The 18,521-nt window shown below is 69.4% G+C and carries 26 protein-coding genes; 4 read left to right on the top strand and 22 right to left on the bottom strand.

From position 1 onward, the window contains the following. The first annotated feature begins 19 nt into the window (after positions 1-19). From ACZ31C_RS17175 to ACZ31C_RS17160, 4 genes are all read left to right on the top strand, one after another. Positions 20-148, top strand: coding sequence for a hypothetical protein (locus tag ACZ31C_RS17175; protein ID WP_465796112.1), 129 nt, complete (start codon positions 20-22; stop codon positions 146-148). Next, positions 148-363: a hypothetical protein gene (locus ACZ31C_RS17170; protein ID WP_465796111.1), complete on the top strand. Its 216-nt coding sequence runs from the start codon at positions 148-150 to the stop codon at positions 361-363. Before ACZ31C_RS17175 ends, ACZ31C_RS17170 begins: the two co-directional genes overlap by 1 nt. After that, positions 354-563: a hypothetical protein gene (locus tag ACZ31C_RS17165; protein ID WP_465796110.1), complete on the top strand. Its 210-nt coding sequence runs from the start codon at positions 354-356 to the stop codon at positions 561-563. The genes ACZ31C_RS17170 and ACZ31C_RS17165 overlap by 10 nt, the downstream gene beginning before the upstream one ends. Before the next feature lie 323 nt (positions 564-886). Further along, positions 887-1,246: a hypothetical protein gene (locus ACZ31C_RS17160; RefSeq protein ID WP_465796109.1), complete on the top strand. Its 360-nt coding sequence runs from the start codon at positions 887-889 to the stop codon at positions 1,244-1,246. A 5-nt stretch (positions 1,247-1,251) separates the two neighbouring features. Here ACZ31C_RS17160 and ACZ31C_RS17155 read toward each other — a convergent pair whose 3' ends face one another. From ACZ31C_RS17155 to ACZ31C_RS17050, 22 genes are all read right to left on the bottom strand, one after another. Next, positions 1,252-1,506 (bottom strand): hypothetical protein, encoded by a 255-nt coding sequence (locus tag ACZ31C_RS17155; protein ID WP_465796108.1) that lies wholly within the window; start codon positions 1,504-1,506, stop codon positions 1,252-1,254. Next, positions 1,503-1,694 carry a hypothetical protein gene (locus ACZ31C_RS17150; RefSeq protein WP_465796107.1) on the bottom strand — a complete coding sequence of 64 codons (192 nt, stop codon included), beginning with the start codon at positions 1,692-1,694 and terminating at the stop codon, positions 1,503-1,505. The genes ACZ31C_RS17155 and ACZ31C_RS17150 overlap by 4 nt, the downstream gene beginning before the upstream one ends. A 17-nt stretch (positions 1,695-1,711) precedes the next feature. Then, a complete protein-coding gene (locus ACZ31C_RS17145; protein ID WP_465796106.1) occupies positions 1,712-2,008 on the bottom strand; it encodes a hypothetical protein in 297 nt (98 codons plus the stop codon). After that, positions 2,005-2,943: a peptidoglycan-binding domain-containing protein gene (locus tag ACZ31C_RS17140; protein WP_465796105.1), complete on the bottom strand. Its 939-nt coding sequence runs from the start codon at positions 2,941-2,943 to the stop codon at positions 2,005-2,007. The genes ACZ31C_RS17145 and ACZ31C_RS17140 overlap by 4 nt, the downstream gene beginning before the upstream one ends. Positions 2,944-2,983: 40 nt before the next feature. Beyond that, on the bottom strand, positions 2,984-3,709 hold the full coding sequence (locus ACZ31C_RS17135) for a hypothetical protein (protein WP_465796104.1): 726 nt from the start codon (positions 3,707-3,709) through the stop codon (positions 2,984-2,986). 2 nt (positions 3,710-3,711) lie between these two features. Further along, complete coding sequence (locus ACZ31C_RS17130) at positions 3,712-6,135, bottom strand: alkaline phosphatase D family protein (RefSeq protein ID WP_465796103.1); 2,424 nt, start codon at positions 6,133-6,135, stop codon at positions 3,712-3,714. A 1-nt stretch (position 6,136) separates the two neighbouring features. After that, complete coding sequence (locus ACZ31C_RS17125) at positions 6,137-7,234, bottom strand: hypothetical protein (RefSeq protein WP_465796102.1); 1,098 nt, start codon at positions 7,232-7,234, stop codon at positions 6,137-6,139. Positions 7,235-7,236: 2 nt separating this feature from the next. Continuing rightward, entirely contained in the window at positions 7,237-8,094 is an 858-nt protein-coding gene (locus tag ACZ31C_RS17120; protein ID WP_465796101.1) for a phage distal tail protein, read from the bottom strand. Then, positions 8,094-10,094 carry a hypothetical protein gene (locus tag ACZ31C_RS17115; RefSeq protein WP_465796100.1) on the bottom strand — a complete coding sequence of 667 codons (2,001 nt, stop codon included), beginning with the start codon at positions 10,092-10,094 and terminating at the stop codon, positions 8,094-8,096. Before ACZ31C_RS17115 ends, ACZ31C_RS17120 begins: the two co-directional genes overlap by 1 nt. Before the next feature lie 190 nt (positions 10,095-10,284). Then, a complete protein-coding gene (locus tag ACZ31C_RS17110; protein ID WP_465796099.1) occupies positions 10,285-10,671 on the bottom strand; it encodes a hypothetical protein in 387 nt (128 codons plus the stop codon). 2 nt (positions 10,672-10,673) lie between these two features. Further along, positions 10,674-11,144: a hypothetical protein gene (locus ACZ31C_RS17105; protein ID WP_465796098.1), complete on the bottom strand. Its 471-nt coding sequence runs from the start codon at positions 11,142-11,144 to the stop codon at positions 10,674-10,676. 3 nt (positions 11,145-11,147) lie between these two features. Continuing rightward, entirely contained in the window at positions 11,148-11,561 is a 414-nt protein-coding gene (locus ACZ31C_RS17100) for a radical SAM protein (protein WP_465796097.1), read from the bottom strand. 11 nt (positions 11,562-11,572) lie between these two features. After that, positions 11,573-12,310, bottom strand: coding sequence for a hypothetical protein (locus ACZ31C_RS17095; protein WP_465796096.1), 738 nt, complete (start codon positions 12,308-12,310; stop codon positions 11,573-11,575). Positions 12,311-12,313: 3 nt separating this feature from the next. After that, on the bottom strand, positions 12,314-12,679 hold the full coding sequence (locus ACZ31C_RS17090) for a hypothetical protein (RefSeq protein WP_465796095.1): 366 nt from the start codon (positions 12,677-12,679) through the stop codon (positions 12,314-12,316). A gap of 8 nt (positions 12,680-12,687) precedes the next feature. Continuing rightward, positions 12,688-13,116 (bottom strand): hypothetical protein, encoded by a 429-nt coding sequence (locus ACZ31C_RS17085; RefSeq protein WP_465796094.1) that lies wholly within the window; start codon positions 13,114-13,116, stop codon positions 12,688-12,690. Then, entirely contained in the window at positions 13,116-13,751 is a 636-nt protein-coding gene (locus tag ACZ31C_RS17080) for a hypothetical protein (RefSeq protein ID WP_465796093.1), read from the bottom strand. The genes ACZ31C_RS17085 and ACZ31C_RS17080 overlap by 1 nt, the downstream gene beginning before the upstream one ends. Before the next feature lie 3 nt (positions 13,752-13,754). Next, complete coding sequence (locus ACZ31C_RS17075; protein ID WP_465796092.1) at positions 13,755-13,979, bottom strand: hypothetical protein; 225 nt, start codon at positions 13,977-13,979, stop codon at positions 13,755-13,757. 1 nt (position 13,980) lies between these two features. Further along, entirely contained in the window at positions 13,981-14,319 is a 339-nt protein-coding gene (locus ACZ31C_RS17070) for a hypothetical protein (protein ID WP_465796091.1), read from the bottom strand. Between the two features lie 62 nt (positions 14,320-14,381). Then, positions 14,382-15,908, bottom strand: coding sequence for a hypothetical protein (locus tag ACZ31C_RS17065; protein ID WP_465796090.1), 1,527 nt, complete (start codon positions 15,906-15,908; stop codon positions 14,382-14,384). Between the two features lie 8 nt (positions 15,909-15,916). Continuing rightward, the gene (locus ACZ31C_RS17060; protein WP_465796089.1) at positions 15,917-16,609 is read right to left on the bottom strand and encodes an HK97 family phage prohead protease; all 693 of its coding nucleotides are present in this window, start codon (positions 16,607-16,609) and stop codon (positions 15,917-15,919) included. Further along, complete coding sequence (locus ACZ31C_RS17055) at positions 16,606-18,024, bottom strand: phage portal protein (RefSeq protein WP_465796088.1); 1,419 nt, start codon at positions 18,022-18,024, stop codon at positions 16,606-16,608. The genes ACZ31C_RS17060 and ACZ31C_RS17055 overlap by 4 nt, the downstream gene beginning before the upstream one ends. Positions 18,025-18,291: 267 nt before the next feature. After that, the gene (locus ACZ31C_RS17050; RefSeq protein ID WP_465796087.1) at positions 18,292-18,510 is read right to left on the bottom strand and encodes a hypothetical protein; all 219 of its coding nucleotides are present in this window, start codon (positions 18,508-18,510) and stop codon (positions 18,292-18,294) included. Positions 18,511-18,521 lie beyond the last annotated feature (11 nt).

Raw genomic sequence — 18,521 nt, 5'->3', positions numbered from 1 at the left:
GCGGACAGATGGCGGACGGGTGTCGCATGGACTGCGGCTGCTGCTGGCCGTGACGCTGGCGGTGGGTGGCGGTGGTGAACATCCTGACCCGAACGCGATGTACTCGACCGCCGCCGCCACCCACCGGGTCGACGTCGGAGGTGCGTGATGCGGGTGTGGCCGTTCAACCGTCGCCGTGAGGTGACGCCCATCGACCGGACGGGGGCGGCCATCCGCTTCACCAATCAGGCGGGCGCGTTCGCTGCCGCCCCGGCCGGCGAGCCGGAAGCGCGGGCACGGCCCGGGTACCGGTGGTGCGCCGACACGCAACTGCTGCCGTTCTACACACCGGCGCAGAACCAGCGGGGCGGCTGGTGGCGGTGACCGATGTACGCGAGTGGTCGGCGCCGCCGGTGGTGACGGTGGCCGCTATCGCCGTGGAGGCGCACGGGCTGCGGTGCGCCGACTGCACCCCGGACGGCTGCCCCCGCATCGGATGGGCGTCGGTGGTGTTGGACGAACACCGGGCGGCCCGTCGGGCGTGGTTGGAGGCGCGCGGTGTGGACACTCGCGCAGGTTCGTAACCGGCTGATCCTCGCCGCCCGCGTCATCATCACCGACCACTATCCGCGCCCTGGCCGCCGTGACTGGTGCCCTATCTGCCACTGCGACTGGATGTGCCCGCCCACGGTCGCCGCGTACGGCTATCTGCGGCTGGTCGACCAGCATCGGTGGGTGCCGCCGCACATGCGTGGAGACGAAGAAAGGGCCGCCCCGCAGTCTCCCGGATAGGGAGACGCGGGGCGGCCCTTTGTCCCGCCGCTGGGGTCAGCGGGACGTGCAGTGTCGCCTACTTGACGGATCAGGAACGCCATTCGTGTTGGTCGAACCCGGTACGGTGCCCGGCATGAGTCGCACCCGACACATGCTTGTTGCCGTCGCCCTGGTCGCCGCCCTCGCCGGCTGCGGATCCGACGAACCCGCCGCCTCCGCACCCACCTCGGCCGCCCCGACCAGTGCCGTGCCTTCCGGTGCTGACAGCAACCGGGCCGGGTGCCAGGCCGTCCAGGCGGTCGACCTCGACTTCGATCCGGTGGCGAACGCCGACGCCGCTTTCAAGGCCGCTCAGGCGACGGATCCTGGGATCGCTGGCGCCGGTGAGGAACTGGCGGAGGCGGCCCGCAACGCCGACAACGTGGCGATCGGGTACGCCCAGATCGCGGTGGCGCGGGCGTGCCGGGCGAAGTTCGGCGACGGGCCCTGGTAGACCGTCTACGCCCATCCGCCGGTCAGGAAGTGGATGCTCAACCACGCCATGAACGCGAGTAGCACCACGCGGCGAAGCTGAGTCCATCCCGAACGCGGCCGGTCAGGCTCACCCGGCGCACGTCGTGCGGTGCCGAACCACGCCCACACATGCTCCGACAGGGTGTCACCCGGCCGGGAGTTGAACAGGGCCATGCCTTCCACGACCAGGAAGTAGGCGAACCAGCCGAGCCACGCCCACGTCCAGACGCCGCCGGTCACTTCGCGTTGGGCACACGCCAGGTGGCCCAGCCGACGCTGGCGCCGGCTGCCACAGCCAGCCCGATCGCCTTCGACACGGCTTCCTCGGTCAGCCCACCCTCGGTGCCGGCCTGGACGAGTGCGGCGACGAACGCGGCAACTCCGGCACCACCGGCGGCCACCGCAGCCTTGCGGATACGAGCGATCATGCGGGTCTCCTTGTCCTTCATCGGGTGAGCATGCTGATCACAGCCACGACCAGGCCCGCCAGACCGACCAGCGCCGCAATCGACGGCAGCGGCCACCGGCTGGCCTTGAGGCTGTCGACCTGTTCTTCCAGCCGCTTGAGGCGAGGCGCCGGGCGAACGTCCTCCAACAGCCGGATCCGCAGTTCGTGGTCGCGGATGTCGTCGGCGTGCCCGACGCCCTGGTCCACGAGCCGGTTCACGGTTTCGGTGAGCCGGATCAGGGCGTCATAGATGTCGCGGGCGGTGATGTGAACTGGCCCAAGCGGCTCGGTCACGACTTCGCGGACTGCTGCGCAGCCACGGCGATGACCTCCAACGCCAGCAGCTTGTAGTCGATGACAGCGTCCTTGCCGTCTCTGCCGTCCTTGCCGTCGGCACCGGGCTTGCCGCCGCCCTGCTTGCGGGCCACGAGCTGGATCAGTTGCGCGTACGCGGCCGGCGAGAAGTTGTCGCCGGACGTGGCCACGGTCCCGATTTCCTGCCGGGCGGCCAACAACGCGGCGGACGTCTTGTCCCAGTAGTAGCCGTCGATCTCGCCGGGCGAGTGGCCCGCGATGACCAGCAGCCGCTGCATGGCCTCGACGACCGGGCTGCGGTCGCCCTTCTTGCAGAGCATGCTCATGCTGCCCATCCCTTCCGAGGTGTTGAGTACGCCGATCTCGGCCAGGTAGCGGCGCTTCACCGCCGACACGTCGACACCCGCCTTGATGGCGTCACGAAACGACGACTCGTGCGTGTGCGTCAGGTGGCTGTTGTCGCCCGTGCTGCGGCGGCCGAGGCGGTCCCAGCGCAGCACCCGCTTGCCGTCGGGCGAATAGATGACCTCGCGGATGTGCTGGGTGTCGGCGGTGCCCGCCTCGCATTGCCGCACCAGCCAGATGGAGTAGTGCCGCAGGTCGTAGGTGCCGGTTGGGGTTCGCACCCGGAACATGCCGATGTCCAGGGCGGCGGCGTCGTCCGTCAGCCCGTTTCGGTCCCGGGGCGACTCGACCACCGAGTAGGGGTTCTTCGACATTTTCAGGTCGGAGGAACCCAGGTGGTAACTGGTGCCGGCCGCCTTGTGTGCGGCCGACCCGACGATGCCGACTTCCCACACCGGGTCGCCGAGCGGATCCAGGATCGTCACCCCGGCGGGCGGTGTGGAGTCCGGGCCCAGGTGGTCGATGAGCAGCTTCCGGGCAGCCGACAGGTTCGCGGGTACGCGTGTCACAGTTCGTGTTCCTTTCTCGCGAACGGGTGAGCGCGTCGACCTATGACTGCTGCGTCCAACACGCAGTCACCATGGCCCGCACCGACCCCGACCCGGCCGTCCGTCGACAGTCCACGGACAGGCCGAGGATTTCGCCGTACGGGCCGGGTGGAAGTTCGGCCTGGATGTCGGTGTAGCCGACAGCGAATCCGACCGTCAGCGTGTCGCCAAGCTGCTGGTCGTTGCACATCAGCCGCAGCTCGCCGGTGGTTCCCGACACGGACGTGTCGTAGCCGATCCGGGCGAAGAGTCTGGGCTGCTGGCGGGGTATCGCAGTGCCGGCGACCGCTGTGAAGCTGCCGCTGGTGGTGCCCGGCCATACCGACGGATCCGCACTCGACCAGGGGGCGGGCAGCCACGGGCGGGACAGGCCCTGCCCCGAGTCTTCGTCGGTGCCGAACACCAGGTTGCCCTGCCGGTCCCACACGGCCACCAGTCCACCGAAGATCGAGAACGCGACGGTGTTGTCTTCGTCGCCCCGGAAGACCACGATTCCCGGCCGCAGCGACCCGTCGGCGAAACTCACCTGGCCGAGCCGCACCAGGCGGCGGCCGGCGTCGTTGAGGACCACCACTTCGCCGCCGTCCTTGACCGTGATCCCGCCACGGCCGATGGATGCGGCTTCGAGGCGACGCCCGGCGGTCAGTTCCTCGATCTTCCTTTCGAGGGTGCGGATACGGCGCATGACGTCGCCGCTGGACACTGCGTTGTCGCCGATCACGCCCACGATCAGATCCCTTCCGGTGACCACAGGACCGGCCGCACCCGGCCTGCCGCAATGTCCAACTCGAAGCCGATGACCCGGCCCGAGCCGGTCACACCGTCCGGGTGGCGATGGCCGCGCAGTTCCCAGCCGACGTCGTCACCGATGCGCCAGTCCACGCCGAGACGGGGGTAGGCGTCCCAGCGGGCGTCGACCAGCCATGTGTGGGTGCCGCCCTTGCGGTTCGCCAGCTCGGCGCGGGCGTGCGCGTTCAGCACCGACGGGGTGGTGATGGACGTTGACGGCGTGTAGCGGTGTTCGTAGCGGGGCCAGCCCGGCAGGATGTCGACGGCCGGCGTTGACTGCGGCCGAGAGTCACCCTCGCCGGGTGCGGTGGCGGTGATGTGGTTGGCGCCGCGCCCGTCGCTGTAGTCCTCGACCAGGTTGTACTGGGCATCCGATGCGCCCTCCGACGACCATCCGGAAGTCCAGATCGCCGCCGGGGTTGACGCCGCCGCACCGATCCGCCGCCGCAGCCGCAGAATCTTGGACACGGCGGTGCGGGTGCCATCCGTCCAGTCCAGGTCGATCGTCCATTCCGGGCCGCCGTCGACCGCCATCAGTTCCCGCAGCCGCGAGTACACCGAGGCGTCGGCGTCGGTGGTGTATGTGCGGTCCCGCTTCACTCCGGTCGGCGGCGCGTCCACGGCCAGGCCGATGCCGTCGACCTGCGCGTCAGCGACCAGGCCAGCGACGATCACCGACTCGTCTTGCTGCGTCCACGTGTGGTCCGCGACGTACCGCCGGTCCAGGAACGCTTCCAGCGTGGCGCAGGCCAGTTCCAGACGCCCGTCGGTGCCGCCCTTGCGGGTGACCACCATGCCCGCCCATTCGGGGACGTCGTTGACGACCGCCACGATCATCGTGGTGCCCGGCTGGGTGGCCTCGAACGCGACCGGGCCGAGCGCACCCGGCCCGCCGAGCGGGATGGGCATCGACAGGGCGGTGGTGGTGTAGCCGCCGAGGATCCGGGACACCCGGCCGGTGATGTCGGGCAGCTCGGCGATGACCTGACCGGTGACCAGGTCGCAGCCCAGCCAGCGGACCCGGTCGGCGATCGACGACGGGGTCTGTGGCGGCACCGGTTCCCCACCGGGGGGCGGGGGTTCCGGGTCGGGATCCGGGTCCGGGTCCGAGCCGGTGAGGATCGTGAACTGGTGGGTGCGCCAGCGGGTGGCGTTGATGTACCCGGTGCAGGTCACACCGATCTGGGTGCCCGAGTCGGTCAGGGTCACCAGACCGTACTGGCCACGGGTCGCACTGAACCCGAGGTTGTAATACTGGCTCAGGTTGCTGGGCGACGGCGTGGCATCGATCGGCGCGCACAAGAACATCGGGAAGCCGCCCCACCGGTTCCCGGCGCCGGTGTCCAGGCCCATGGCGTGGGTGTCGGCGCCGAGCATGAGCATCCGGTTCAGCCACCCGAAGTCGCCGAACATCTGGACCAACTCTTCGCGCTCTGTCGAGTAGCCGCCCCATGACTCGATGTCGGGCGCCGCGTTCTGTGCCCACCTGTTCTGGGTGAGCACCACCAGGAACTCGGCCGGGCTGTCTTGGAGCTGTCCCGCCAGCCATTCCTTCTGCGCCGACCCGAGCATGGTCTTGCTTGAGTTGTCGGTGTTGCTCGACGGGGAGCGGTAGTAGCGGGAGTCGGTGGCCACGAACAGCACCCGACCCACCTGGAAACTGTGGTAGATGGCGCCGGACTCGGGCAGTTCGTAGTGCGGGATCCTCTCGCGGTAGACGGCCGCCGCGTTGCCCTTGTTGGCGTGGGTGCCGTCCCAGTCGGCCGGGCCGCCGTCGTGGTCGTCCCAGATGTAGACGAGCTGGCGGTTGCGGTAAAGCTGCGCCTGGTTGGGCTGCAACAAGACGTCGTCGTACGCCCGCCGATAGTTGGCGAGACTCGCACCTCCGCCGATGCCGTGATTGCCCGAGCCAAGATCGTAATAGTGGAGGTCGCCAAGGTGCGCCGTGAACAGCGGATCATGGGCATCGACGTTGGCGAACGCCGGATGGTTGGACACCTTGTTGGAGTTGAGGACCGCGCCGACGCCCCGGCTGGTCGGCGACAGGCCCGCATCGCCGATCGCCGCGAACGTGAACGTGGCCGGTGAACCGACCGGCGGATGGGTCCGCACCCGGCCCGTCGGCGCCTCCGGGCTGCCGTCCAGCTCCATCTGATACCAGTAGCGGGTGTTCGGTGCCAGCCCAGTAGCCTCGATCGACGCGACACCCTGCCCGGTCGGGGCGACCGGCCCGTAGTAGGCGGGTCCGGCGAAGGCGGGGTTGTCGGCGACGATCAGCCGCACCGACGACGCACCCGACACACGGGCACGCACCCACGCCGAGCCTGGGGTGACCGCGCCCACCATCATGTTGATGACAGGCACGTCAGTTCCACCTCTGGATCGACACCCGCCGGTTGGAAATGGTCCCGGTGCCGCCGGTCACCCTGTGCAAGAGTTGGACGTTGTAGGTGGATCCGGCCGTCAGGCCAGTCACCCGCGTCTGGTACGACGCCTGCGTCTCGCCGATGCTGTTCGACGCCGTGGTGGACTTGCGATGCCGGACCGTGTCCACGTCCGACGCCGCCGAGAACACCGTTCCCGAACCCACCGTGCCGCCGGTACGCACCTGCATGCCGAGCAGCACCGTCTCATCGGTGGTCGCGGTGATCCGGACCAGGCCACCGAAGGTGATGAGCACGCTGCCTGAGGCTGGTGCCACGAACGACGTGCCGAAGGACGTGCCCGGCTCGAAGGTGGTGCTGGTGACCCCGGTGACGTTCGTGCCCGTGCCCGCGTAGCCGAGCGCGTCCGGCTCGAACGCGGCGTTGTAGGCGGCGTTCGAGGCGACCGCCTGCCACGCCGACCCGGTCCACCGGTACAGGGTGTCGTTGTCCCACCGGTCCGCGTACGAACCCTCGTGCAGGCCCGTCGTGGGCAGCTCGCCGGCCACCCGCACCGGCAGGATCCCGCCGAGTGCGACCGTGTACGGGCTGTTGAAGGTGAGCGTCGGGTTGCCGCCGCCGGTCGCCGGAACGTCGATCGTGCCCATCCGGAACATGCCGGCCGGCACAGACGGTTCGACCGGCGACGGCGCCGCCGTGCCCGTCAGATACACGCTGTCGGCGTCGCGCTCCCCCGAGCCGTCCTCGTCGTTGTCACGGACCCGCATCACGACGATGTCCTTGCGGGGTTGCGCCGATGCGGCCGGCACCGTGTAGGTGTGCGCGGGCAGTTGCACCAGGTACGGGCCCTGCGTCGCGGACGCCGCCGGATACACCACCGCCTGGATGTGCTGCACCGTCAGCGTGAACCCGGACAAGGTCAGCGCCGCCGACCCCGACGGGTGCACACCCGAGCGGGCACCAAACCGGTCGGCGGTGCCCGCCTGCGACACGAGCACGCCGAGGCCGCGACGCAGCTCGGCACTGGTGTAAGACGGTGCGCCGCTCGACGCGTTGATGAACAGCGGATCTGCTGGCATTGTCACCACCACCCATCCCGCCACCGCACGCGCAGCGTGCCGGCAGCCTCTTCCGCTGCGGCGAACCGCAGGGTGCTCACACCTGGTTGCAGCAGCGGGAAGTCGCCCACCGCCTGGCCGCGCCTACTGGCGGCCGGATCGCCGTTGAGCAGCACCGTCCGTGCCTGCGTGTCGATGTCCAGCCACTGCCCGGACGGCACTGTGATGTCGACCCGCAGCGTCGATGCCACGTCGTCCGGGTCGGTGATGCTGATGCGTGGCTGCGGCACCGGGCCGTCGACCCGCAGCCGCAGACCGACCTCCGCCGTGCCGGCAGTAGACAGTTCGTCGATGCCGCCGGTCTGGATCGCCGGCACCGTGAACGGCACCGTGAACGGCACCGTCAGCCCGCCCGACCACGTCGGCAGACCCACCGGCCCGACCTCGTGTTCCTGCGCGCTGTAGATCATCGGGTCCAAGGCGACGAAGGCGCACCGGACGTAGGAGCGGCCGAGGCCGAGCAGGTCCACGCCCGCCTCGGCCATCCGTGGCCGCCCCCACAGCAGGTACTCCCGGCCGCCGAGCTTGAACGTCAGCGGCAGGTCGGTGTGCGACGCGCGGAACGCCGCCGCCAGCGCGTGCCGGGCGTCGATCGCCGCGCCGACGTCTTCGGCGCCGACGTCGATAAGGACCGTGATCGGCACCACCCGTTCGGCCTGCCACTCCACACCGGACCAGCCGCCGTGCGCCCACGCCCGGTCGCCGCCCTGATCCGCGCGCACCTGGCAGTTGAACGGGTTGGTGGTGTCCATGACGCCGTAGAACGTGCCCGGACCGAGCACCAAGTCCCGGATCTGCCACTGCCCCTCGTCGAGCGCCATCACACCGCCCCGTACATGGCAAACTCGTCCTGGACCTGACGCAGGCTGAACCGCTCCGACCAGGCTTGAATGGTGAGGTTCTCCACCGTGATGCCCGCGCCGCCCCGGCCGACGGACATGCGGCTGTGTCCGGTGGCAGGCGTGGCCGGACGTCCGCCGCTGCGGATGATGTTGCGCAGCCGCTCGAACCCGGACCGGCCGCCCAGCCGATCCACCTCGCGGGACGTCAGGATGCCCTCGCCCGGGGCGACCTTCGCCCACTCGCTGTCGATGCCCTTCGGTCCCGCGCCATCGACGTAGCCGCCGCCGCTGAACTCTCGGTGCCCGCCCCGTGACGTGCGGCTTTCAGCGACGGTCCGCTGATACACCGTGGACGTCTTGTCCAGGTTCACCGATTGCAGCCACCGCCGGTACGCCTCCACCTGCGACATGGCGCCCTTGGTGTCGACCTTGACCTTCCGGTCGACGTTCGGGATCCCGAACAGCTTGTTGGCCAGTGCCTGAGCCTCGCCCGCCTTCACACCCATCGCCGCCGCAGTGGCCAGGAACTTGGCCCGCCCGCGCTCGGTCGCCGCCGACGCCAGTTCCTGCGATCCCGTCGTCTTCATGATGTCGGCGGACGCCCGGTTCGCGGCTTCCGCCAACCCCAGCAGCGCCAGCCGGTTGCGTTCGCCCGCCTCGGTGGCAGGGTCGATGCCCTTGCGGGCACCTTCCTTCGCCGCTTCGCCAGCCTCACGGATCGCCCGCTCGAAACCGATCTGCGCCTGCTCGGACTCGAACGCCCGTAGTCGCGATTCCTCCAACACCTGCGCCCACGTCTGGACTTCCCGCGCAGAGTCGGCCGCCGCCTGTCCCGCCCGCTGGAAACCAGTCGCGGTTCGGTTGCCAGCTTCCTCGCCGGCCTCGCCGCCCGCCTCCATCGCCTGCCGCTGCTCGTCGAGCTTGGCCCGATTGCTGTCGATCCAGCCGCCGACGACCGGCACCCAGCTCCACATCGACGACACGGACTCCGCCACCGAATTGATCTCAAGCAGCACCCGGTAGAAGTCGCCAAACACGTCGATGGCGCCACCGACGACGCCGATGCCGTCGTCAATGGCCATGAACAGCCAGCGCAGACCGGCCGCGCCTTCGTCGGCGTTGTCGCCCAGCAGCCGGAAGAAGTCGCCCAGCGACCGGCCGATGCGGGTCAGACCCAGTTCCAGTTCCCGCACCACCGGGCCAGCCTTCGACAGCCCCTCGCGCAGGCCCGGCATCAGCTCCCGCACCAGCCCGACGACACCCCGCGCCAGCGGGGCCACGAACTGGGAGGCTTCCCGGGCGACGCCCTTGACGTCGGACCGGACGTCCTGCCACCCCTGCCGGATGATCCGGATGCCGTCGAGCGTCGGGCCGACGAACACCGCCCCGACGCCGTTCTCAAGATCGGTGAGTACCGCCGACCCCAGCGCCTTGCCGGCCGACTGCACCCGCGCGTCGCGGGACGCGACCACCACACCACCAGCCACAGCGGCGGCCACACCGGCGCCGAGCGTCGCCCCGCCGAGCGCAGCGAACAGCGGCGGCAGGATTCCGGCAGCGAGGCCGGCACCGATCGCCGCGCCAGCGGGCCCCATCGGCACCTTCGCCAGCACCGGCCCGATGCGGCCGGCGAAGCTGACACCGAACTTGTCGGCGGACTCGCGGCCCATCACGTCGAACGGCGGCAGCAGATCCCGCGCCTTCGTCAGCCGACGAATCTCCGACTGCTGCTTACGCATCGCCTTGCTGAGGTCGACACGTTCGGCCGCGTCCTGGGTGCGCGAGTATTGGAGCGCAAGATCCTTGAGACTCTTCTCCGCCTTGCCGATCTCGGCGTCAAGCCGGTGGCCGTCGGCGGCGGTCGCCTTCATCCGGTCGCCGAGCTTGCCCAGCCCGTCGTCAGCCTTCTTGGCCGCACCGGAGATGGTTTCCCGGCCGAGCAGGTTGACGATGATGTCGCGGACGCTGCGGATGCTCACCGTGACCTCCCTCGCAGGGCCGGGTGCTGCCGCATTGCGGCCTCACGCTCGTCGGCTGGCTCGTCGGCTGGTGCCGCCAGGGCGTCCAGGTGCGCCTGGATGTCCCGCAACGTCATCTCCCGCTGGGCGGCTGGGTGCAGCGCCACATATGAGCGAGACAGGATCGGCCCCACCTCGGCGAGTAGTGCGGCTAGTCCTCCGTGCTCGTATCCGAGCCAGAGGAAGGTGAGTCCGGGGGGTCGACATCAGCCGCCTCGGTCGACGTGTCCTTGACGACCTTCGTTTCGGCCAGCATCGGCAGCGGATCGAAGTCGGCGAGCGGCACCGTCGTGCCGTTGAGTCGCAGGCCGAGCCACATGATGGCCAGCCCACCGGCCGTCTCGCCGCGCATGAACGACTCCAACGCGGTCAACACGTTGAGGCCCAGTTCGGCACCCAACTCCTTGTCGATGGCCACCAGCTCACGGGCACGCAGCTCGTTCAGCTTCGCCTCGTCGAACTCGTACCAGCCGTCGCCGTACTGTTCCCGGTCGGGTTCGCCGAACCTGAACCGAACGGGGGGAAGAACACGCGCCATCGTCAACCCTTCGTGATTACGTCGGCGACCCAGTCCACGACCTGTCGCATCTCCCGTGACACCTCCGGCACCAGCCGGTCCACCGGCCGGTCCACGAAGCCACGCCGCACCCTTTGCGCCACCCACGCCTTGCGGCGGCGGCCGAACACCGGGTGGCGCAACGTGCCCGCGTTGATGCGGTTCACGTCGCGGTTCTCCCGCTTCCCGTTGCCGAACACGCGAACGCTGACCGTGGCCGCGCCGCGCCGCTCCCGGGTGGTGGTGCGTACCCGCACCGACCGGGACATGGTGGGCCCGTAGCCGCTGGGCAGCACCTTGACCGCCGACTGTTGCACCGCCGGTTTCAGTGGCTTCGCCGCGCGGGACAGACCGCGCGCCATCCGCTGCGACAGTTGCCGGTCGCCGGCCGCCCGCAGTTGGCGGCGTACGGCGGCCAGGTCGGCACCGCCGGACACCTGGACGCCGAACCCCATCGGTCAGGCGGTGTTGCGGGCGACGCCGTCCGGGTCGGACAGTGGCCACGACACCGACCGGGTGGCCAACTCGCCGACGCTGTTGCCGAACGGGTTGAGTTGGTTCACCAGATAGGTGCCCACGTACTCCGGGTTGTTGGTGCTGATCGCGTCGGTGGTGGGGCGTACCTTGACGACGACGCCCGTCTTGCGGGCGGCCCACAGCGTGGCGTCGACCGCAGACGGGGCGAAATCGTCATTGAAGTTGATCGTCACGGTGCCGTCTTCCAGGCCCACCTGCCGCGTGCGCGCGGTCTGACCCATGGCCGTGTTTTCCAACGCCTCGAACTCGATCGGCAACTGCACCGACGTGACCCACGGCGACAGGTCGACCGAGTTGACCTCAACGCGGGCGTCGATGAACGCGAGCGTGCCCATCCTGGTGCTCCCTACTTGATGCCTGCGACGCAGGCGACGGTGGCGGCGCCGGTCAGCGCCGACACGCGCAGCCGGTAGAAGGTGTCGGTGATCGGACCGGCTACCCGGGCGGCCCAGACGCCGCTGGCGGTGGTGATCGGCCCGAACGTGGCCCTGGTCGTTGCGGAGGCAAACCCGTCGTCTTCGTCGGACTCCAACACGGCGGTGACCGTGGTTCCCGGGTCGGTGACGTGCAGCGCCGCGTACAGGTACTGGCCCTCGGCGACCTCACCCAGTTCGATCGGTGTCCCGGTCGCACCGGTGGCGTCGACCTCGCCGAGCGTCTTGAGCACGAACCCGCGCACTACGCCGGTCGCCCCGTTGCCCTTGGCCGCCTGCGCGGTCAGGTTGAACGGCAGCAGCTCCCCGATGTTGCCGAACAGTTGGTAGGTGAACGCGGCAGCCCGGTAGAAGTACGCCGGTGAGCCTTCGGCGCCGTCATGCGAGTGGGTGATGACCTGAGGTGCCCCGCGCAGCGACGTGAACGCGGTTTCGTCCAGGCCGTTGGCGGCCTGCCAGAACCCGGCCACCTGACTGGACGTGTCTTCGAGTCCGGCCACCCGGGACCGGGCGGTGCGCTGGCCGAGCGGACCGAAGGTGGTCGCGTCCAGGCCGTCGAACCCGATCGGCATCGTGGTCTGCGACAGGTCGGTGGTCAGGTCGAAGCCGCCGAACCAGGTGCAGATGTTGTTCGCGGCGAACGTCTCCACCGGTCAGCCCCTCCGGGCGGCCGGCTTCGACCCGGCCGGCTTCACGACCGCCTCACCCGCGCCCACCGTCTCCGTGGATCCGGCCGGCACCGGGCCGCCCGACTTCGGCAGCACCTTGACGTGCCGGGCGTACACCAGTTGCGTGATGTTCGTTTCCGCCGGATCCAGCTCGACCACACCACCCCGGCCAACGCTCTCACCGGTCCGCACGTCGGTGACCTTCACGTCGCCGACCACCTCGACGCGCACGATCTGATCGGCGATCTCGTCCAGGTAGTGGGGGCGGCAGTGCCGCACCGGACGCTTGCCGGTGCCGACGGCGGGTTCGTAGCAGCCGTCGCCGTTCCGCCCGCAAAGCTTGATGTCCATTGGTTCTCCTACTCGGTGCCTTTGGTGTGCACGACCAGGCGCAGCGACGCGCCGAGATACCGGGTTTCGCCGAGCGTGTGATCCATGCCGTACGCGCCACCGCCGGTCACGTGCGCGTTCGTGTGGGGCAGCCCCAACGTGCGGGCGTTCCAGATGGCCTGCTGCACCGACTGGGAACCGAAGCTGTTCACGTACGCGTCCAGGGCGTCCTGCGCCAACTCCATGTCCCGGTTCGGCACCAGCACCAGCAGATCCAGGTGGTAGGTGACCGAGCCCCGGCCCATGGCCACGTTGAAGTCGGCGAAGTCTTCGGCCGGCTGCACCACCACCACGTCGCCGGCCGCCGAGCCGGGCACCGTCCGGTGCGCCTTCAACCCGGAGATCGCGGCTTCCAACGTCTCGCCGGCCGCCTTGCGTATCTCGGTGAGTGACGCCATCAGACCGCCCCCACCCGGATACGCACGTAGTTGTGCAGCAGCTCGATGACGTCGGGGTCGCGGCGGGTAATCCGCACCTCGCCGAACCCGTTCAGCCCGGTCACCCCGAACACGGCCTCACGCCGCTTGAAGATGGCCGCCGCGCGCAGGATGCACGCCTGGTTGACGCCAGCCGGGATCGCCGACCAGCCGTGCCGGGCCGTCACCCGCACCGTGGCGCGGCGACGGTGGACCGGCCACGTGGAGGCACCGACAGCGACCAGCCGCGTCCAGGCGTGCGCCTCCGGGTACTCCAGGTCGACATCCAACGGCTCCAACTGGATGTCGGACAGCGCCCAGGTGGTCGACCAGGATCCGTCGCTGCCCGGGTCGGTGGCCACCACCAGCCCCTGTCGGGTGGAGATGTCGGCGACATCCACTTCGTGCAGGTCATCGGCACGGTAGGTGCGGGTCGTCAACGCGTTCTCCGGGTCGCGCCAGAACCGGCGACCGCAGTGCAGGTTGATGGCCTGCGATGTGGCGTTGATGGCCCGATTCAGTGCCGCGTCAGGCAGCTTCGCCAGTTCCGGGTTCGGGTCGTCGCCGAAGTGTTCCCGCAGTTCGTCGGTGGTGCAGTAGCCGTTGACGACCGTCATCGGTCACCCGCTACGGTTTGCGCCGCCGCGATGCTGCCGGTCCGCGCCGGCCGGCTTCTGCCGCTCCGACTTGGCGGGCTTCACCTCGCCGAGCACGCCGGGCGAGTCGCGTTCGATCCATGCGGCGTCGGCGCCGTCCAGCTCCACCTGGTCGCCTTCGACCCAGGGACCGAACCTCAGGCCGTCCCGGGCCGCCGTGTACGGGCGCTGCACCTCGTATCGGGCCATGTCACGACCCCAGGATGCTGTGCCAGGCGGTGCCGTCGCACCACACGATCGCCCCGGTGACGGCAGGGATCGCCACGACCGTGCCGGCGGCGTCGTTCTGCACCGTCAGCGCGTGGGTGGCTGCCGTGGCGTTGCGGACATGCAGGTACACGCCCGCGCTGACCTCTTCGGCCGGCAGGATCAGGTTGCGGGCGGCGCCGTTGCAGTTGAACGCCACCGCGTTGAATCGCTCGATCTCGTCGTACGACAGCGTCCGGTGTCCGGACAGGGTTTCCGACGGCTTCACCGACCAGCGGTTGGCGCGGCCATTCGGCGCCGTCGCGATGGACTCGCGTGGCATGGCTTCCTCCAAGCCAGGTGCCCCGGACCAGCACGGGTCCGGGGCACCTACGGGTGGTTCGGTCAGATGTTGTAGAGCGTGGAAGTCGACTCGATGCCGCCGGCCGCGCCGGTCGGCGTGAACCGGCCCATGCCGAGCCGCATGGAGTAGACGACGCGCCACTGGTCCGAACCGGGCAGACGCTCGGTCTCGACCTGGACGCGCCGCCGCCAGCCGACCTTGTAGCCGCGCCGGTTGAACGCGGTCACCTGGCCCTTGGTGTTGTTCGCCGGGGTGTTGGACACCTTGCCGTCGGCCTCGGTCTTGCTCATGGCGATGGTCGACACGAACGGGTTGCGGCCGATGCGGGCGATCTCCCCGTTGATCACCGTTGCCTGGCTGCCGTACTTGTCGACGGTGATCAGCTCGTCGAGCAGGGCCGCCTTGTCGGCGGTCTCCGGGTCGGCGAGGTACACCAGGTCGTTCGGGTCGACGGGGTGACCCCAGTCGACCAGCCGCGCGGTGTCGATCATCCGGCCGCGCAGACCGTGCAGCCCCGCGTAGGTGAGCGATCCGGCCGCGTCTACCGCGTTGCCGGTGTTGTCGACCAGCGACGCGTGCCGGATGCCGTCGAACGCCAGGTAATGCTTGGTGTCCGCCGGGTCGGCGTCGTCCAGGTTGATGTTGCCGGTCGCGCTGTTGGTCGTGTCGCCGTTGAGCACCAGCGAGTCGGAGTAGTGCGCCACCGACAGGGCCGCCTGGCGCCGCAGGAACGGGATGTACGGGATGATGGAGTCTTCCTCCATCTCGCCCGACCACATCTGGTGGATGACGAACTTCTTCGCGTCGACCTGGACGCGCTGCGAACCGGTCTTCACCGTGGCGAAGTTCGGGCTGTTGTTCGCGGTCGACTCCGACACGAACAGCATCTCCGGGATGTCCACCTCGACCGGCAGGTACGCGGTCGGGTCGGTCATCTCGAACGAGTCGATCAGCGGGAACACGCGGCCGAAACGGCGCGGCGCCTCCCACAGCTCGCCGACGTACTGGGCGCCGATGAGCTGCTGGCCGTACCCGGCCTCGGCGGTGTCCATCGCGCGGATGGCCCGTTGGTAGGCGCCGGTCAGCTCGAACGCGCCCCGAGCCGCCAACTCCTTGTCCTCGCCGTGGAACTCGGACGCCGGGATACGGGGGAACAGGTCGTCGATGGCCTTGCGGTCGATCTCGCGGACCTTGTCGGCCGGCAGGTACCGGGCCGCCGAGATGGCACCGAAGGTCCGGGTCAGTTCCTCGGACGGGCCGGGGTGCACGCCGTGCTTCTTCGACGGCATGCCGCGCAGGCTGTTCTGGAGGTCGTACAGGAACTCGACGTCGGCGACGGTCAGGCCCCACCGGGCGTACTTGGTGCCGACAAGCTGACGCTCGGCCGGGCCCTGCCCGAACCGCAGCTTGCGAACGAACTCGGTGTCCTCGGTGAGACTGTCGACGACGCCACGGATCATCTCCGTCAGCTTCTCGTCGCTGGTCCGGTCGGCGATGTCCTTCGACACCGCGTCCATGCGCTGCCGGACCTCGGTCCCCAGCGCCTCCAGGGTGAGCTGGTCGCTCATCTCTCTCCTCAGAGGTGGAAGGCGGCGAGGAAGTCCCGCGCCTTGTCCTGGTTGACCCCGGACACCGGCGGCGTCGGGGAGTTGGTGCGGCCGGCGTCGGCCGGGTCGGTGGCGCCCAGGTCGGGAACCAGTACGTCCCGGACGGCGCGAAGCCGTTCGAGCATCTGATCGAAGTCGGCGGGCGAGATGTCACGCACGGCGGTGAGCAGCGCCGGATCGGTCAACGCGGCGCGGCCGGAGGTGACCAGCGCCTTCGCGTCCATCGGGATCGGCGTGACCGACAGTTCGGTCTGCTCCCACTTTGTGGCCACTCCGCCGCGCCAGTAGTTTTGGTCGGCCGACTCCCACTGGAGCACGTCGAACCCGATGCTGACCGCGTTGAGGAACCGCTTGCGCATCTTCCGTTCGACCTCGCGGGCGAACTCGTCGTCCTGGTCGAACTCCAGCTCACCGACAGACGTCGACCCTTCGATGGCGATCGACTCGGGGATCACCCGGCCGATCGGCAGGTTCGTCCGGCCCCAGTACGAGTGGCCGTAGCCCAGCACCGGGTTGCTCCGGAACCGGTCGTACTGGGCGCCGGACATGCGCAGGTCGATGCCGTCGGCCTGCTCGCCCTCGCTGGCCATGACGACCCGCAGAGGTGCCCCGTCGCGGATGGATTCGCGGACGATGTATCCGCTCGCCCGGTGGAACGTCATAGCTTCACTCCGTTGATCGGGACCGCGAACGCGGCCAGCAGCTCCCGCGCCTTCATGTGATCGACCGGATGCGACTTCTCCCCGGACACCTGCGGCGCCTGGTTGACCGGGTTGACTTCGTCGTCCGGCAGATTCGGATGGTCCGGCAGGTCCGGGTTGTTGTTCGGTGCCGAGTCGGCTGAGTCGACGGCCGCCTTGTTGACCGGCGCCCACCACACGTCGCCCCACGGCACCGGCGGCCAACCCTTCGACTTGCGCCACCCGTTGATCGTCAGGGCGCCCCGGTCGAGCATCTGCGCCTCACGGGCCCACGCCTCAGACGCGGATTCCTGCAACGCCGGCACCTGCGAGAAGTCGAACTCGCACCAGTCGGGTGCGCCGCCGCCCCGGAACCGGGGTAGGTACTGCTCGCGGATCTCGGCTGCCCGGAACTCGGCGTCGGGGCGAAGTGCCCGCGTCCACTCGATCCGCTCGAACGCGGTCGCGTTCGCCAGCGTCGCGTTGTCCAAGTCGCCGAGCAGCGCCGGCTGCATGCCGTACGCCCGGCACACCTGCCGGAACGTCAGCCCGAGCCCGGCCACATACTCGGCGTCCTTTTGCGTGATGCCGAGCTGCTTGAACTGGGCTTCGTACCGCAGCACAGCCCACCGGTGCGCCTTCTCTTCTCCGGTCAGCCGCCGTTCAAGCTGCCGTTCGAGGTCGGTCGCCTGTTCCGGTGAGAACGTCACCTTGTCCGACGCAGGCACGATCAGGCCAGCAACCTGCATGCCCTGCTTGAACATCTTCGAGTTGGACCGCATCATCGCCTGGCTGGTGTCCGCCGCGAGGCGGGCCGCCGCCAGCGGTGACAGCGCCGAAAATTCATCGACGGGGTTCGGGTACCGGTGCCATACGATCTCGTGTGGCTCGAAGTACAGGATCTCGCCCGACACCGAGTGGTACGCGAACCGGGCGATGTACCCCGTCTCGTGTGGCACCGGCCGCACCCTGCTCGGCTTCAACCACCAGATTTCGTGTGGACGGCCCTTCGGACCTTCCAGCGCCCAGTAGCTTTCGCCCCACACCCCCATCGACATCTCGTCCATGCGGGCCAGGCGTTCCGCCGACCAGAACGGGTTCACCTTCCAGTACAGGTCGACCGCCTGATGCCGGTCGACCTCCGTCTTGTCGGAGCCGCGCCCCCGGAAGAACCGCAGCGGCAGCCCGGACATGAGCCGCGCCCTCTGCGCCACCACCGAATAGATGTCGTTGCTGGTGGCCAGATAGTCGCCGTATTCCTCCGGCGAGAACCGGGAGTCGTCGTGTCCGAACGCGTAGTCGGGGGCGATCAGCTCACCCTTGCCGACCGGCCACGCACGCTGGTGGTCGCCGCGCCGCCGCGCCTGGATGCGCTCCAACAGCCCCTTACCCGCCATGGCGGATCACTCGCCTCTCCCTCGGCACCTGGCCGTCACGGCGACGTACCTCCGCCGCAAGCGACCTCAGGGCCACCCGGTGGGCAAGCCGCGCACCCCAGACGGTCCAGCCGCCCCCGGTGGGGCCAGTCGACTGCCGGACATCGTTCTCGACGAGATAGACCAGGTGCCGCCACCGGCCCACCCGGTCGATGACCGCGCACAGGCCGGAGTGAGGCGACGATTCGACCCGAGGCGGCCTCTGTGCACTGCGCACCGTCTCCTGCATCAGCCGGCCCCGTCACGCTTCGAGCCGGCAGCCTCCCAGCCGACCATGCCCGCAGCCCACAGCCACGCCAGCATCCAGCCGACCGACCGAACCACCAGGCGGGCCGCGTAGAACACTGCGAACGGCAGCACCATCAGCGCCACCAGCAGCACACGCCGCCAGTCCACCTGCCCGGCCCGCTCGTTGATCCGGTCCACTGTCGCCGTCAACGTCGTCACCGCGACCACCC

The organism is Micromonospora sp. NPDC023869 (genome assembly GCF_055559695.1).
This window is presented reverse-complemented; position numbering and strand designations above follow the sequence as displayed.